Source organism: Pseudomonas sp. M1, from assembly GCF_022760135.1.
Lineage (GTDB): Bacteria > Pseudomonadota > Gammaproteobacteria > Pseudomonadales > Pseudomonadaceae > Pseudomonas > Pseudomonas citronellolis.
On record NZ_CP094343.1, the window covers coordinates 3557195 to 3572402 of the forward strand.

The window sequence follows — 15208 nt, forward strand, 5'->3', positions numbered from 1 at the left end:
CCATTCCTTGCAGGAGCGGCCCTTGTCTACGATAGCCGGACATCCCGGCGCGATTCGCGGATGAGATCCGTTCCTACGGGTTGCCTCGCGCCATGCCCCTTGTAGGAGCGCGCCCTGCACGCGAAATCGCGGGCAGGGCCCGCTCCTACAGGTCTCAGGGAGGCACAGCATGTCCCCGTAGGAGCGGACCTTGTCCGCGATAGTCGGAGGTCCCGGCGCGATTCGCGGATGAGATCCGCACCTACAGGTTGCCTCGCGCCGTGCCCCTTATAGGAGCGCGCCCTGCGCGCGAATCGCGGGCAGGGCCCGCTCCTACAGGTTTGGCGCTCCTACGAAAAACGGGGACGCAGAAACACCGAAGCCACTCCGGAGAGTGGCTTCTGGCATTGCGCGGGCAGGTAGGTCAGTCGGCAACCTTCATCACCACCCGGCCGCCGCCGGGGCAGCTTTCCATGTAGTTGCTGGCCTCGCGGAACTTGGCGAAGTCGAAGACCTTGTCGATGCTCGGCTTGAGCAACTGGTCGGCGGTCATCTGGTTGATCGCCTGCAACGCCCGCTGCACCGCCTCGTCGTTGCGCGTCAGGCCGATTTCCGGCTGGCCGGTGAAGTCCAGCACGCAGTGGCGGTAGAACTGCAGGTGCTTCTTGAAGGCCGCGCAGGCCGGGAAGGTGGCGTCGTTGCCGCCGTTGATGCCGTAGAGGATCAGCTTGCCGCGCGGCGCGGCGACGTCGCCCAGCAGCTTCATCTGCGGGCCGGCGCACTGGTCCAGGACCACTTCCACGCCCTTGCCGTCGGTGAAGCGCTCGACTTCCAGCACCAGGTCCTGCTCCTCGGTGTAGATCACCTTGTCGGCGCCCAGGCTGCGGATGAAGTCGCGGGTGTTCTCGTGGCTGGTGGTGGCGATCACCTTGGCGCCCAGGGCCTTGGCCAGCTGGATCGACTGCGGCGCCAGGCAGTGCCCGGCCTCGGTGATCAGCACGTGCTGGCCCGACTGCAGCCCGGCCAGCTCGACCAGGGCGAAGTAGGCGTACAGCAGGCCGGTGTAGTGCACCGCGGCCTCGACGGGGGTGAGGTTGTCCGGGTAGCGCGTCAGCGAGGTGCGCGGCATCACCACGTAATCGCCCCAGGCCGGGTACTGGTTCGGCGAGTCGGCCGGGAAGCTGGCCACGGCCATGCCGGGCGCAAGATCGGTGACGTTCGCGCCCACCGCCTCGACCACGCCGGCCAGTTCGTAGCCGATCCCGGCGGGCAGCTGGGCCTGGTCGGGCGCCAGGTTCTGCCGCCAGAGCACGTCGCGCCAGCTCACGCCCAGCGCCTGGGTGCGGATCAGGACTTCATCCGGCCCCGGCCGTGGGGTCGGGACTTCCTCGAGTTTGAGTACCGAGGCATCACCGAACTGGTGGAATCGGATCATGCGGGACATCACATACCTCGCCTTTGATGCTTTATAGCCACGGACTCTATCCGGGCTTTCTTGTGCTTGCTACCCACCGCTATCGATAGTCGACATAAATGCCGATGATTCCGCAGGCATATCGATCGCGCAGGCCGGAGCGCCAGGCAACGCCCGAAAAATACGGCTGCGCAGTAGGGAAGGATAACGGCAATGAAGCGTCTTGCTAAGGAAGAATGCGGAAAATGATCAAGGACTTATCCGTCAGACCTTGACGCCAGACGCGCCGCGCTTCACTTTTCCCCCATCGTCAGGGAGCCCCCATGAACCGCAACGACCTCCGCAAGGTTGACCTCAACCTGTTGATCGTCTTCGAAACGCTGATGCACGAACGCAGCGTGACCCGCGCCGCCGAGAAGCTGTTCCTCGGCCAGCCGGCGATCAGCGCGGCCCTGGCGCGCCTGCGCAACCTGTTCGACGACCCGCTGTTCGTCCGCACCGGCCGCAGCATGGAGCCCACCGCGCGGGCCCAGGAGATCTTCGGCCACCTGTCGCCGGCGCTGGACTCCATTTCCACCGCGCTGAGCCGCGCCGCCGACTTCGACCCGGCCACCAGCAAGTCGGTGTTCCGCATCGGCCTGTCCGACGACGTCGAGTTCGGCCTGCTGCCGGCGCTGCTGCGCCGGTTGCGCTCCGAGGCGCCGGGCATCGTCCTGGTGGTGCGCCGCGCCAACTACCTGCTGATGCCGCAGTTGCTGGCCTCCGGCGAGATTTCCGCGGGCGTCAGCTACACCGACGAGCTGCCGGCCAATGCCAAGCGCAAGACCCTGCGCCGCAGCAAATGGAAGGTGCTGCGCGCCGACTCGGTGCCCGGCCCGCTGAGCCTGGACGACTACTGCACCCGGCCCCACGCCATGGTGTCCTACGCCGGCGACCTGGAAGGCTTCGTCGACGAACAGCTGGCGACCCTCGAGCGCAAGCGCCAGGTGGTGCTGGCGGTGCCGCAGTTCAACGGACTGGGGGCGCTGCTCGCCGGCACCGACCTGATCGCCACCGTCCCGGACTACGCGGCCCTGGCGCTGACCGCCGCCGGCGGCCTGCGCGCCGAGGACCCGCCCTTCACCCCGCGCCCGGCGGAGCTATCGCTGGTCTGGCGCGGCGCCCAGGACAACGACCCGGCCGAACGCTGGCTGCGCTCGCGCATCAGCATGTTCGTCGGCGATCCCGATAGCCTGGTCTGAAGTCCTACGACGCAGGATCGGTCCTGGGGGTTAGAATGACGACCGACATGTCATTCAGCCCGGGAACACGTCCATGCGCTACCCCGAAGACCACAAGGCCCAGACGCGCCAGCGCATCATCGACGAGGCCTCGCGGCGTTTCCGCAGCGAGGGCGTGGAAGCCACCGGCCTGCAGACGCTAATGAAGGCCCTGGGGCTGACCCACGGCGGTTTCTACGCGCACTTCAAGTCCAAGGAAGAGCTGGTGGAAATCGCCCTGCAGGCGGCCTTCGAGCAGCTCGCCGAAGTGGCCGGCAGGACTTTCGGCGGGCCGGACGCGCTGGCGAACTTCATCGACGACTACCTCTCCGAGCAGCACCGCGACCACCCCGAGCGCGGCTGCCCCTTCCCCACCCTGAGCGCCGAGCTGGGCGCCCGCGGCAAACCCAGCCCGACTACCGACCTGGCCCTTGTCCAGCGCCTGGAGCGCCTGGAGAAGGTTCTGCCCGAGGGCCATGATCCGGACCAGGCGGTGGCGACCCTGGCGACGCTGGTCGGTGCACTGCTGCTGTCGCGCAGCGTGGCCGATCCGGCGTTGTCCGGGCGCATTCTGGAAAGCACCCGGCGTTACCTCAAGCGCGATATTGCGGGTGAACTGTAGAGCGGATCTCATCCGCGAATCGCGCCGATATGTCCGGCTATCGCGGACAAGGTCCGCTTGTGTCAGCGACTTTCGATAGGATCGAAGGTGAGAGCGACGGGAGGCAAGCTGCAGGTCCGCGGTGTTGCGAGCACGAGTAGGAGCCCAAGCTGCCTCCCGCCGTCCTCTGACTCAAGCCCGAACAGTTGAACGAGCTAAACCTCGAACCACAAGCGTGGGCAGTCAGAGTGCTCTCGCCGTGCAGTTTACGAGGGTTTGGTCATGACGTGTTGGGTCGGTATCGATGTCGCCAAGGATTCGCTGGCCGTATGGCTGCGTCCACAAGGCAAGAGCTTCAGCGTTTCCAATGACGAGCAGGGCCACCAGCAGTTGCTGGCGCTGTTCGCCGAGGAAAAGCCCGAACGTATCGTGCTGGAGGCGACCGGCGGTTATGAGTGCGGAGTGATGTTCAGCCTGTCTCGTGCCGGTCATAGGGTTTCACGGCTTAACCCCACACGGGTGCGAGCCTTTGCCACGGCCATGGGCAAGCTGGCCAAGACCGATCCCATCGATGCAGCCGTCCTGGCGCATCTGGCGCAGACGCTGGAGGAAGCGCCCAGCACGGTGCCTTCGCCAGAGCGCGAGCGGCTACGGGAATTGGTGCAACGCCGAGAGCAACTGGTCAGCCAGCGCGATGATGAACGTCGTCGTTTGCATCAAGCCCGGGACTCCTTCGTCCGCCAATGCCTGGAAGGCGCCATCAAGGCGCTTAAAGAAACGATCCGCGGCTATGACAAGGAAATTGCCAAAGCGATGAACGTCGTGGACGCAGAACAGGCCCAGCAATTATGCCAAGTCAAAGGCGTGGGGCCGGTCACCGCGGCTGGGCTGCTGGCCTATCTGCCGGAGCTGGGACAACTGAACCGCCGCCAGATCGCCGCCCTGGTGGGCCTGGCCCCGTACAACAGCGACAGCGGGCAGAAGTCGGGACAGCGCCGAATCCGGGGAGGACGAGGAATGATCCGGCGCATCCTGTACATGACGACCTTGTCGATTATTCGCTATCAGGAAGACTTCGCCCGCCGCTACCAAGGCCTGCGCGAGAACGGTCGATGCGCCAAGGTTGCCCTGGTGGCCTGCATGCGTGTGCTCATCGTGCGGTTGAACGCCATGGTCAGGGACGGTACCTGCTGGAGAACAGGTACCGTGCAGCAGTGAAAGACAGTTGCTCCTACGGGAAACGCGGTGTTCTCGGCCAGTGTAGGAGCGGGCCCTGCCCGCGATTTCGCGCGCAGGGCGCGCTCCTACAGGGGAATGGTGTGGGTGGAGCTCGCCGGCAGCGCTGGCGCCTCGGGTTAACTCCGCTCCCTCTCCCCAGCCCTCTCCCTGAAGGGAGAGGGGGCTTGTCCGTGCCGAGAAAGGATTTGGTGCCAGCCGGCAACTCGGTACAAGCCGGCTAACGCAGAAATATCAGCGCACTCCGAACGGTCCCCTCTCCCTTCAGGGCGGGGCGCGCAGCCGAGGGTTAGGGAGAGGGCGCTCTCAGCTCCGGCACCCGCAACCCCAGGCAAAACACCGTTCGCGAGCAAGCTCGCTCCTACGAAAAGCCGCGCGCTCCGGAATGCCCCGGCTCAATCCACCCGCACCCCATACCGCTCCGCCGGGAAGCGCCCGGAGAGCAGCGGCGCCAGGTTCTGCCGGGCGCGGGTGTAGGCTTCGAAGTCCTGCATGTCGGGCAATGCCGGGATGGTGATGACCTCGCCCTGGGCCAGGCCGGCCAGGGCGGCGTCGACCATGTGGCCGACTTCCATGAGGATGTCTTCCGGCACGTCGGTGCCCGAGCGGTCCCAGATTTCCGTGCGGGTCGCGCCCGGCAGCACCGCCTGCACGCGCACGCCCAGGGGCGCCAGTTCCTGCTGCATGGAGATGCTCAGGTTGAGCAGGAAGGCCTTGGTGCCGCTGTACACGCCGTTGAACTGCTCCGGCGCCAGGGCCAGGATCGAGGTGAGGTTGACGATGGTGCCCCGCCCCTTCGCGGCGAAGGCCTTGGCCGCGCAGCCGGCCAGGCGCGCCGAGGCCAGCACGTTGAGGGTGATCATCTGTTCCAGCTGATCCAGCCCCGCCTCCACCATGCTGCCCTTGACCGCCATCCCGGCATTGTTCACCAGCATGTCGATGTCGGCGTCCGCGGCCAGGCGGGCTTCCACCCGGGCGCGCTCCTTCGGCTCGGTCAGGTCCGCCGGCAGGATGTCGACGTCCACCCCGTACTCGGCCTGCAGGCAGGCGGCCAGGGCCATCAGGCGCTCGCGGTCGCGGGCCACCAGCAGCAGGTCGTGGCCCCGCGACGCCAGGCGCTGGGCGTAGGCCGCGCCTATGCCGGCGGAGGCGCCGGTCACCAGCGCGCGGCCGTTCTTGTTCTTGCTCATTGCTTCACCCCGGGCCCTCGTGGCCCCCATCGTTCGAAACCTGGCGTCCGCACCGGGTGCGGAACCGCCGCCACCCCGGATGCTAGGGATATGCCCCGGCGGGTCAATCGACCGAAAAGGTGACGCCAGTTGGAGCGACAAGGCCGCGCAGCCCCGTCCCGCGGGCCCTGCGGCGATTAGATTGCCCATTCTAGAGCGCCGGGCGGATGCTGGCCGCGACCGTCGCCAGACAAGAACAAGCCGGGACGATCCGAACCCACGCTGCCTGTTCTGCGGTCGGGAGCCATTCCCGACGGGAGGTCTCATGCGATTACGTTGCTTTTTCCTGGGCTGCCGCTGGAGCGAGGGCGTGCCCACCCGCGTGGGCGAGGTGCTGATGCTTCATCAGCGCTGCAGCCATTGCGGCGCACAACGCTACCTGAGCGCGGAGGAAGCGGAGCCGGAAGTCGTCGACCCCGGCGCCTGAAAAAAAGCCCGACCGGGCGCCGCCAGCAGGCGGCGCCCGGCGTTTTCAGCGGATGAAGGCCTGGCTGGTGGTGATCGCCATGTCGCCGCCGGGCAGCTTCAGGTCGCCGATGCGCTCCAGGCTGTCGGCGTCGAAGATCGCCACGTCGTTCAGGGTGCCGGTCAGGTACAGCTTGGTGCCGGCCTTGTTGGCGCTCAGGCAGTAGTAGGAGTGGTCGAGGTTGGCCGCCTTCTCCACCTTCTGCGCCTTGATGTCGTACTTGACCAGGCGGTTGAGCACGCCGTAGATCACGTTGCGGTCCTTCGGCGAGCGGATGCCGCTGAAGTACACCTCGGTGACCGGGCCGAAGTCCACGGTCTCGGTCTTGCCGGTGGCCAGGTCGATGTTGAAGAAGCCGTACAGGTAGTCGGCGGTGGCCGGGTCCTGCTTGGCGTCCTTGAACTTAGCGGTGGTGTACAGCAGCGAGAAGTCGCGCGGGTAGGTCTGCTGGTTCCACACGTAGAGCACGTCCGGCGGCGAGTAGTTCGGGCGCTTCCAGTTGCGGCTGGGGATCAGCACGTCGAACTTGCCGGTCTTCACGTCCACCTTGTAGATGTCCGGGCCGGCCACGTACAGGGTGCCGTCGTCGCCGGTCTGCATGATGGTCAACTGGCGCGGCGCCGGGAAGGTGCGGATCGGCTTGGCGTCCATGCCGCCGTCGGCGGCGTAGACCTGCAGGCGCGGCTGCTGCACCTCGTAGTGCTCGGCGAGGATCAGCGTCGGGTTGGCGATGGCATAGACCTCCTTGCCGTCGTGGCTGACGGTCATGGAGAACATCGAGCGCGCGTTCTCGCCCGGCTTCTGCGCGATGGTGGCGTGGAACACCGGCTTGCAGTCGTCCAGTTGCAGGCCGTAGATGTCCGCGTAGTGATTGCTCAGCACGTAGGCAATCTTGCGGTCGGGCGACAGCTGGATCATGCCCGGGCCATAGGCGCCGGGAATGGTGCAGGTCTTGTAGAGCTTGTCGGTCTGCATGTCGATGACGTGCAGGTTGTTCGGGTAGTTGGTGGACACCAGGTACTCGTGGCCACTTTCCAGGGCCTTGTTCTCGTTGGCGGCGGCTGCGGCGTGCAGCGCGCAGGCCAGCGAGAGGCCACCGAGGACGGCGGCGAATGCTTTTCTGGACATGCAGTGCTTCCTCTTGTTCTTCTGTCCGCTCATTTGTCGTCCGGGAATACGGTGCCGAGGTTGCGCCAGTTCTCCGCGGAGGCCTGCGCGTCCTTGTTCCAGTCGGGGTAGGTGCTCATCATGTCCGGCACCTGGGCCGGCCACCAGCAGGGGTCGGAGCAGCCGTAGAGGTCGGCTTCCATCGGCTGGCACAGCGAGGAAACCCCGCCGAACACGTCGATCTCCCAGCCCGGGTCGGTGGTGGAGGCGCAGCCGGCGACCGAGTTCATCGCCACCACGTCCTCGATGCGGTCCTCGGCGGCGGCCTGCTCCAGCTGCTGCGCCTTGTTGTTGATCGCTTTGAGATGTTTCATGTCAGTGCGCCTTCCGCGGAGTGATGTGGCGGTCGATGAAGCTGGGGTTCGAAGCCATGATCCGGCTGTAGACCTCGATGCCGAAGTCCACCCAGTCCCTCATCAGTTCGCAGTAGTGGTAGGTGGGGTGCGCCGGGTCGCCGTAGCGCGCGTAGCTCTCGTGGTAGCAGCCGCCGGAACACAGGTTGCGGATGCGGCAGCTGGCGCAGCCGGTGTCGGTGCGGTCCAGGCGCTGGGAGAGGAACTCGTTCAGCTCGGCCTGCTTCACCCCGTTATGCACGTTGCCGAAGGTCGGCAGCGACGAGCCGGTGAAGCGGTGGCACAGGTTCAGCTCGCCCTTGTGGTCCACCGCCAGCATCTTCAGCCCGGCGCCGCACGGCAGGGCCTTCTTCTGCCCCTCGTGGATGTCGGTGATCAGCTGGTGCAGGTTGGAGAAGCCGATGTTGCGCCCCTCCAGCGCCTCCGCCAGGTAGCGGCGGCCCAGGGCCTTCATGTTGGCGAACACCTGCTGCAGCTCGTCGGTGGTGAGGTTGTAGCTGCTGATGTCGCCCGAGGTCACCGGGGCGAAGCCGACCTCGGCGAAGCCCATCTCGTTGAACAGGTGGTTCCAGATGGTCTCGACGTCGGTGACGCCGGTGGTCAGGGTCACCCGCGCGCCCACCGGGCGGCTGGTGTAGCGCGACAGCAGCATGTCGGCCTTGCGCCGCACTACGTCGTAGGTGCCCTGCCCGCCCACGGTGATGCGGTTGCGGTCGTGCACCGTCTTGGGCCCGTCGATGCTGACGGAAAGCCCGAAGCGGTGGGCGTTGAGCCAGTCGACGATCTCCTCGGTGAGCAGCGTGGCGTTGGTGGTCATGACGAACTCCACCTGCTTGCCCAGCTCGCCGAAGCGGCGCTCGCAGTAGGCCACCATGTGCTCGATCAGCGGCCGGTTGGACAGCGGCTCGCCGCCGAAGAACACCACGGTGTAGCGCTTCTCGTCGGGCGATTCCTTGAGCAGCATCTCCACCGAGGCTTCGGCGGTTTCCGCGCCCATCTTCTTGCCGGCCGAGGGCTTGTCCAGGTCTTCCTTGTAGCAGTAGGTGCAGCTGAGGTTGCAGCCGGTGTTGACGTTCAGCACCACGGTGTTGAGCGCCGTGCGATCAACCTTCTTGATGCCGATTTCAGGGGTGAGCGGCGAGCCGTCGCTGACCAGCTCCAGCGCGATCAGCTCGCGCAGGGTCTCGTCGATCTCGTTGGCCTCGAAACGTCCGGCCAGGCGCTGCGAAAGCTCTTCCGGCGAGCAGGCGTGCCCGCGCAGGGCATCGATGATCCCGCCGGTCAGCTCGTCGCTGGCGAACAGCGAGGAGCTGGGGATGTGGAACAACAGGCGGTCGGCGTCCACCCGCACTTCGTGCAGGTTGCGTTCGACCAGATTCAAGATGGCGCCCATGGCGACCTCCCGGAACTTGCTTGGTACGCCCCGCCCGCGGGCGGGGGTTCATGCGTTCAGTTCATCCGAACCCGGCTCTACGGGATCGGCGGGTTGTTCCAGCGCTGCACGGTGACGATCATGTGGCCTTCGCCCTGGTGCGTCTTGCCGGCGTCGTCCACGGCGGCGATCACCTTCAGGTTGCCGGCGTTGTTGGTCATCATCTTGCGCTCGGGGTTGGGGCCGGCGTCGCCGGGGGTGAAGATGCCGGTATCGGCGTCCATCACACCGGCGAACTTGACGTCCTGGTCTTCCTTGGCGCGGTCGTCGAAGGGCTCCACCGACCACTTGGCCGGGAACACGCCGATGCGGAACGGCTTGCCGTCGGCGCCCTTGCCCCAGGCCTCGGCGTCGAAGCTGCCCTGGACCTTGGGCGTGGAACCGCCGTTGCCGCCGATGCGCGAGACGGAGAACTCCGGCACCACCTTGACCTCGGCTATGTCCTGGTAGACCGCCAGGCTGCCGCCCTTGGCGCTGCCGACGCTGACTTCACGCTCGCCGGCGGCGGCCGAGGCGTCGGCCTTGACCTTCACGGTCACGCGCTCGGGGGTTTCCGAGACCACGGAGACCACCTCCACGCCCTTGCCGAACGACGGCTTGCCCTTCAGGCCGCTGCCGATGACGCTCACCTCGGCCTCGCTGCCAGCCTTGAGGAACGCCGGCTGCACGCCCAGCACGTGGCTGGTGCCCTTCTGCGCGGCGACGAAGTCCAGCCCGCGCTCGTCATGGGCCTTGTCGAACATGCGGCCCTGCATCTGGCCCTTGAGCGCCGCGAACACCTGGCGCAGGGTCACGTCGCCGACCTTCACGTTGCCGCGCCACTCGTAGCCGTTGTACAGCACCGCGCTGCCCTCGCCGTCGAACGGCGTGCCGTCGGCGTACCGGCCCTTGACGCTGACCTTGAACTGGTCGTCCGCGCCGCCGGAAACGCTCATGGTGCCGGCCACGTCGCCCTTGCCCGGCATGTGCCCGGCGAAGCTCCACTCGCCGGCCAGGGACTCGGCCTTCGGCCGGTTCTTCTGCCAGTCGCTCCAGGCCTTGCTGTCCAGCGGGTAGCGCTTGGCCAGCTCGGGGACCATCTCCTTCTTCGCCAGGTCGAACCAGTCGCGGTCGCGGGACAGCGCCTGGTATTCCAGCGACGGCCAGCGGCCCAGGTGGAAGTTCACCAGCTTCTCCCATTCCGCCGCCGGGCGGCGCTGCAGGGCGATGCGCGCGGCCGAGTGGCAGCGGGCGCACATCTGCTCGAAGTTGCTATCGAAGTGCTCGACGGTGTTCAACCGGCGCTCCAGGGCGTAGCGCACGCCGTCGGTCTCGCTCGGCGCCAGGCCCTGCTTGTCGGCGAGGAACTTGACCACCGCGCGGCGATCCTCGTCGCTGATCTTCAGGCCGTACATCACCTGCATCCGCGCGATGCTCATCAGCCAGCCCTCCGGCGTCTTGCGCTGGTGGCTGATGCGGCTCAGGGAATTGTTGCCCTCAGGGGTGTGGCACGCCATGCACTTGGCGTTGATGATGGTCTGGCCATCGGCGGCATGGGCCGGTTGCTGTAGCGCCATGGCCAGCGTGGCCAGGGCTCCGGCGCCCAGGTAGTGCCGAAGTCGTGTCATCTTCAAGATCAGGCCTCCTCGGTGTTTCTTGTTGAAATTGTTCTGTGCCCACCGCTGGGCGAACAGCTGGTTCCGTCTAGCTCTCCAGCTGTTTAGCAGGTTGTGTGCCACTACCCTGGAAGCCCCGTCGAATCAGGCTTTCGACGGTATTCCGAGCCACCCTGCGACAAGTTGGCGCGTCTAATTTCGCGATTGCTGTCTAACTCTGAGACAGGCCATCGAGGCGCGCCTGGGATGCAGTATGGACGCGCTTGCGCGATACGCCCGCGCCGGGCAGCAGCAAGGCGCCGAGCAGCATGCAGGCCAGCCCCAGCCAGACGAACGACAGCAGCGGGTAGCTGCGGATCACCACCAGGCTCTCGATGGCCTCGCCCTTCTGCCCCATCAGCCGCGGCGAGGCCGGCACCCACACCTGCAGGTCGCCCAGCCAGCCGCGGATGATGAACGGGTGCAGCACGTAGCCGCGGTCCGAGGCGAAGCGCGCGTAGTGGTAGTCGAGGATCTCGCACAGCTGGCGCACCGGGCCCTGGTAGGCCGGCGGGTTGCCGCGGCTGTCCTGGAACAGCGCGTGGCCCTCCAGCTGGCGGCCGCCCTCGCGCAGCTCCACCCGCGCCACCGAGTGGTAGCCGGCGCGGTCCGCCCGGGTGCTGTCGGGCAGCACCCGCAACTGCATGCCGTTGGCCAGCGCCTGCCACTGCTCGAAAGAGGCGCCGGGCGGGATGGTCACCTGCAGGTAGGTGTTCAGCGCCGTGGCCGCCAGCCCGCCGACCAGGGCGACCACCGCGCCGCCATGGATCAGCGCCACCCCGCCGCTGTAGCGCAGGTTGCCCAGGCGCCGGCTGCGCCACAGCGCTAGCACGCACCAGAACGCGCAGGACGCCAGCAGGAAGGCGCCGCCCAGCAGCGCCGCATCCAGCCAGGGCAGCACCACCACGACGTTCTGCGAAAGCATGCCCTGGCCGCTGTAGCCGGCGCTCAGCCAGCCGCCGTGCCAACCCACCAGCAGCATGGCCACGGCCATCGCCAGGCTCGCCAGCAGCGCCAGCTTCGGCCAACCACTGCGGCGCAGGAAGCTGTAGCCGCCGACCAGGCCGAGCAGGCCCAGCAGCGGCAGCAGCCAGCGCACCAGGCCGTAGCCGTCCACGTCCCACTGGTCGAAGGCGCGGCGCAGGCCGTTCATCTCGTCGGTGGTGGCCCAGGCGGTGAGCGTCTCGAAGAACGGCTTGAGATCGCTCGGCCGCTCCAGCCCCAGCCATTCATAGAGGTGCGCCTGCAACAGCGCGCCCAGGGCCAATAGCGCGCTGCCGGCGAACAGGTAGATGGCCAGGTCCATGGTCCAGTCCGAACGCGTCTTGCGCCCCGCCGTGCGCCGCACCCGCAGCGTCGCCCAGCCGGCCAGGGCCAGCAGCACCGCCGCCAGGCCCAGGTGGGCCAGCCAGGACGTGGTGCCTATGTAGCGGTGCGAGCTGGCCAGCACTGTGCTGCGGGTAACGGCCAGGGCGCCGCAGGCCATGGCCGCCGCCAGCAGGCTGAGCAGTGGCAGCAGGCGCCGGTTGGCCCCGTCCGGGCGCCAGCGCCGCGCGCCGTGCAGCACCGCGCCGAGCAACGCCCAGACCACGAAGGCCGAGGTCTGCACCGGGTCCCAGTGCCACAGCTGGCCAAAGGTGAAGTCCTCCATGGCCCAGGCCATGCCCGCGCCGATGCCGGCGCTGAGCACCAGCCAGGCGCGCCGGCCGTAGCGCAGGGCCACGGCGGCGTAGGCCTCGCCGCCACCGCCCAGCGCATCCAGCGCCGCCCCGGCCGGCGCCAGGGCCCAGGCGTAGGCGGCCAGCACCAGGGGCGCGTGGAAGGCCATCCAGAAGGTCTGCAGGTGGGCATTCATGCCCTGGCTGGGCTGCGCCGCCAGCCAGTCCGCCGGCGTCGCGGAAAAGGGCCCGAGCCAGGCCGCGGTGGCCACGTACCAGGCGGCCACCAGCGCCATGCCGCGCCCGGCCCAGCCGGTCTCGCGCGCCTGGCCGGCAGCGATGCCCGTGCAGAAGGTCGCCAGCAGCAGCACGGTGCCCTCGTCGCCGCCCCAGAGGTTGGCCATCTTCAGGTAGCCGGGCAGCCCGGCGCTGCTGTAGAGCCAGGTGTAGCGCAGCTGGAAATGGTCGGCCAGCAGGTGCAGGGCCAGCGCCAGGCAGGCGCCGCACAGCGCCCCCAGGGCCGGCGGCCAGGCCATGGAACGCCACTGAGGCCGCGCGGCGCCGAGGACGATGAGCACGGCGGCGATCCACAGCCAGGCGTTGCCCAGCAGCGGCAGTAACCAGAGCAGCAGGCAGGTGGCAACCAGGGCGCCAAAGCCGGGCAACACGGGCAACGGAGTGAACGTCCTCTTCAAATCGGGCCTCCTTGGAATGTCTCCCGCTTGTGTCCGCGGGATTGCGCATCCGGGCCTCTACATATTGTGTGCCAGGGCCGAAAACACCTTGCGCGACAGTGGCTTGGCGCAAAGCCGGGGGCGGCGCGGCGTTGCAATTCGCGACAGCCATTGCAGCCTGAGACAGCTCCCTTAGTTCTAGCCGATCCGCCACGGCTGGATATCTGGAAGATGGCGTTTATGCTTCTAGATGGCCCGCACGCCTTGCCGGGCCAGCCTGAAGCCTGTCTGCAGTCTCGCTTCGACTATCCGTGTTCCGCTGCATCAACCCCATGGCCCGAGTGCGGCAACGGTGGTTAAGGACTCCGGCCCATCACAAGAACAAGACGGAGAAGAACATGGCGCAGACCTACAGCCCGACCGCGGGCAACACACCCCACAACGGCATCACCCGGGAGGAGCGCAAGGTCATCTTCGCCTCCTCCCTGGGCACCGTCTTCGAATGGTACGACTTCTACCTCTACGGCTCGCTAGCGGCGATCATCGCCAAGCACTTCTTCGCCGGGGTCAACGAGACCACTGCCTTCATCTTCGCCCTGCTCGCCTTCGCCGCCGGCTTCGCGGTGCGCCCCTTCGGCGCCATCGTGTTCGGCCGTCTGGGCGATTTAGTGGGACGCAAGTACACCTTCCTCATCACCATCGTCATCATGGGCATCTCCACCGCCGTGGTGGGCATGCTGCCCAGCTACGCCAGCATAGGCGTGGCGGCGCCGATCATCCTCATCAGCCTGCGCCTGCTGCAGGGCCTGGCGCTGGGCGGCGAGTACGGCGGCGCGGCGACCTACGTGGCCGAGCACGCGCCCAAGGGCAAGCGCGGCTTCTTCACCTCGTGGATCCAGACCACCGCCACCCTCGGCCTGTTCCTCTCGCTGCTGGTGATCATGGCCTGCCGCACCGGCCTGGGTAACGAGGCCTTCGAGGACTGGGGCTGGCGGATCCCCTTCCTGCTCTCCATCCTGCTGCTGGCCATCTCGGTGTACATCCGCCTGCAACTCTCCGAGTCGCCGGTGTTCAAGCGCATGAAGGAAGAAGGCAAGGCCTCCAAGGCGCCGCTGACCGAATCCTTCGCCCGCTGGGACAACCTCAAGGTGGTGATCATGGCGCTGCTCGGCGGCACCGCCGGCCAGGCCGTGGTCTGGTACACCGGGCAGTTCTACGCGCTGTTCTTCCTGCTGCAGACGCTGAAGATAGACGCGCAGACCGCCAACCTGCTGATCGCCGGCTCGCTGCTGCTGGGCACGCCCTTCTTCGTGTTCTTCGGCAGCCTGTCCGACCGCATCGGGCGCAAGAAGATCGTCATGGCCGGCTGCATCCTCGCGGCCCTGACCTACTTCCCGATCTTCAAGGGCCTGACCGAGTTCGGTAACCCCGAGGTGTTCGCCGCCCAGGAGAAGAACCCGGTCACCGTGGTCGCCGACCCGTCCGCCTGCGCCTTCCAGTTCGACCCGGTGGGCAAGGCCAGATTCACCAGCTCCTGCGACCAGGCCAAGAGCCTGCTGGCGAAGAAGGCCATCCCCTACGAGAACGTCAAGGCCGAAACCGGCGCCGTGGCCCAGGTGCACATCGGCGACAAGGTCATCGCCAGCTTCGAGGGCGGCAGCCTGCCCGCGGCGGACTTCAAGGCGCAGTCCGAAGCCTTCACCGCGCAGATGAGCGCCGCGCTCAAGGACGCCGGCTACCCCGAGAAGGCCGACCCGGCCAAGACCAACCACCTGGCGGTGCTGTTGCTGCTGACCGTGCTGGTGATCTACGTGACCATGGTCTACGGCCCCATCGCCGCCTGGCTGGTGGAACTGTTCCCGGCGCGCATCCGCTACACCTCCATGTCGCTGCCCTACCATATCGGCAACGGCTGGTTCGGCGGCTTCCTGCCCACCGTGGCCTTCGCCATGGTGGCGGCCACCGGCGACATCTACTACGGCCTCTGGTACCCCATCGTCATCGCGGTGATGACGGCCATCCTCGGCACCTTCTTCCTCCCGGAAACCAAGGACCGCGAAATCCACCACGCCTGAGCCGCGCCCGCCTCGCGAAACAGCCCGCCCC

General features: G+C 67.2%; 12 protein-coding genes. 5 read left to right on the forward strand and 7 right to left on the reverse strand.

All coding sequences use genetic code 11. From position 1 onward, the window contains the following. Window positions 1-403 precede the first annotated feature (403 nt). A complete protein-coding gene (locus PM1_RS15715) occupies window positions 404-1423 on the reverse strand; it encodes a zinc-dependent alcohol dehydrogenase family protein (protein WP_009620384.1) in 1020 nt (339 codons plus the stop codon). Between the two features lie 293 nt (window positions 1424-1716). Here PM1_RS15715 and PM1_RS15720 point away from each other — a divergent pair, with 293 nt between their 5' ends. From PM1_RS15720 to PM1_RS15730, 3 genes are all read left to right on the forward strand, one after another. Next, window positions 1717-2634: a LysR family transcriptional regulator gene (locus PM1_RS15720; protein WP_009620382.1), complete on the forward strand. Its 918-nt coding sequence runs from the start codon at window positions 1717-1719 to the stop codon at window positions 2632-2634. A gap of 73 nt (window positions 2635-2707) precedes the next feature. Next, entirely contained in the window at window positions 2708-3274 is a 567-nt protein-coding gene (locus PM1_RS15725; RefSeq protein ID WP_009620380.1) for a TetR/AcrR family transcriptional regulator, read from the forward strand. A gap of 261 nt (window positions 3275-3535) precedes the next feature. Beyond that, window positions 3536-4471: an IS110 family transposase gene (locus PM1_RS15730; RefSeq protein ID WP_009615021.1), complete on the forward strand. Its 936-nt coding sequence runs from the start codon at window positions 3536-3538 to the stop codon at window positions 4469-4471. 413 nt (window positions 4472-4884) lie between these two features. Here PM1_RS15730 and PM1_RS15735 read toward each other — a convergent pair whose 3' ends face one another. Further along, window positions 4885-5679 carry an SDR family NAD(P)-dependent oxidoreductase gene (locus PM1_RS15735; protein WP_024128885.1) on the reverse strand — a complete coding sequence of 265 codons (795 nt, stop codon included), beginning with the start codon at window positions 5677-5679 and terminating at the stop codon, window positions 4885-4887. Window positions 5680-5983: 304 nt separating this feature from the next. Between PM1_RS15735 and PM1_RS15740 the strand changes: the two genes are divergently transcribed. Then, complete coding sequence (locus PM1_RS15740) at window positions 5984-6145, forward strand: PSPA7_2676 family Cys-rich small protein (protein ID WP_009620367.1); 162 nt, start codon at window positions 5984-5986, stop codon at window positions 6143-6145. Between the two features lie 45 nt (window positions 6146-6190). Here the strand turns inward: PM1_RS15740 and peaD are convergent, their stop codons facing one another. The 5 genes from peaD to ccsA form a co-directional block, all read right to left on the reverse strand. Beyond that, window positions 6191-7312, reverse strand: a complete 1122-nt coding sequence (peaD, locus tag PM1_RS15745; RefSeq protein WP_009620365.1) for a quinohemoprotein amine dehydrogenase subunit beta — start codon at window positions 7310-7312, stop codon at window positions 6191-6193. Window positions 7313-7341: 29 nt separating this feature from the next. Then, the gene (gene qhpC / locus PM1_RS15750) at window positions 7342-7665 is read right to left on the reverse strand and encodes a quinohemoprotein amine dehydrogenase subunit gamma (protein WP_009620363.1); all 324 of its coding nucleotides are present in this window, start codon (window positions 7663-7665) and stop codon (window positions 7342-7344) included. 1 nt (window position 7666) lies between these two features. Next, window positions 7667-9097, reverse strand: coding sequence for a quinohemoprotein amine dehydrogenase maturation protein (gene peaB, locus PM1_RS15755; RefSeq protein WP_009620361.1), 1431 nt, complete (start codon window positions 9095-9097; stop codon window positions 7667-7669). Between the two features lie 77 nt (window positions 9098-9174). Further along, window positions 9175-10692: a quinohemoprotein amine dehydrogenase subunit alpha gene (gene peaA / locus PM1_RS15760; RefSeq protein ID WP_372241114.1), complete on the reverse strand. Its 1518-nt coding sequence runs from the start codon at window positions 10690-10692 to the stop codon at window positions 9175-9177. A gap of 250 nt (window positions 10693-10942) precedes the next feature. Beyond that, complete coding sequence (gene ccsA / locus PM1_RS15765) at window positions 10943-13123, reverse strand: cytochrome c biogenesis protein CcsA (RefSeq protein WP_009620357.1); 2181 nt, start codon at window positions 13121-13123, stop codon at window positions 10943-10945. 377 nt (window positions 13124-13500) lie between these two features. On the opposite strand from ccsA, the gene PM1_RS15770 reads away from it, so the two are divergent. Beyond that, window positions 13501-15177, forward strand: a complete 1677-nt coding sequence (locus tag PM1_RS15770) for an MFS transporter (protein WP_009620356.1) — start codon at window positions 13501-13503, stop codon at window positions 15175-15177. Window positions 15178-15208: the final 31 nt, after the last annotated feature.

What these genes read in the sequence shown, in the direction of transcription:
- peaD (WP_009620365.1), bottom strand. Translation starts at nt 7,312, where the DNA reads ATGTCCAGAAAAGCATTCGCCGCCGTCCTCGGTGGCCTCTCGCTGGCC.
- PM1_RS15735 (WP_024128885.1), bottom strand. Translation starts at nt 5,679, where the DNA reads ATGAGCAAGAACAAGAACGGCCGCGCGCTGGTGACCGGCGCCTCCGCC.
- PM1_RS15715 (WP_009620384.1), bottom strand. Translation starts at nt 1,423, where the DNA reads ATGTCCCGCATGATCCGATTCCACCAGTTCGGTGATGCCTCGGTACTC.
- peaA (WP_372241114.1), bottom strand. Translation starts at nt 10,692, where the DNA reads ATGGCGCTACAGCAACCGGCCCATGCCGCCGATGGCCAGACCATCATC.
- qhpC (WP_009620363.1), bottom strand. Translation starts at nt 7,665, where the DNA reads ATGAAACATCTCAAAGCGATCAACAACAAGGCGCAGCAGCTGGAGCAG.
- PM1_RS15730 (WP_009615021.1), top strand. Translation starts at nt 3,536, where the DNA reads ATGACGTGTTGGGTCGGTATCGATGTCGCCAAGGATTCGCTGGCCGTA.
- PM1_RS15725 (WP_009620380.1), top strand. Translation starts at nt 2,708, where the DNA reads ATGCGCTACCCCGAAGACCACAAGGCCCAGACGCGCCAGCGCATCATC.
- peaB (WP_009620361.1), bottom strand. Translation starts at nt 9,097, where the DNA reads ATGGGCGCCATCTTGAATCTGGTCGAACGCAACCTGCACGAAGTGCGG.
- PM1_RS15720 (WP_009620382.1), top strand. Translation starts at nt 1,717, where the DNA reads ATGAACCGCAACGACCTCCGCAAGGTTGACCTCAACCTGTTGATCGTC.
- PM1_RS15770 (WP_009620356.1), top strand. Translation starts at nt 13,501, where the DNA reads ATGGCGCAGACCTACAGCCCGACCGCGGGCAACACACCCCACAACGGC.
- PM1_RS15740 (WP_009620367.1), top strand. Translation starts at nt 5,984, where the DNA reads ATGCGATTACGTTGCTTTTTCCTGGGCTGCCGCTGGAGCGAGGGCGTG.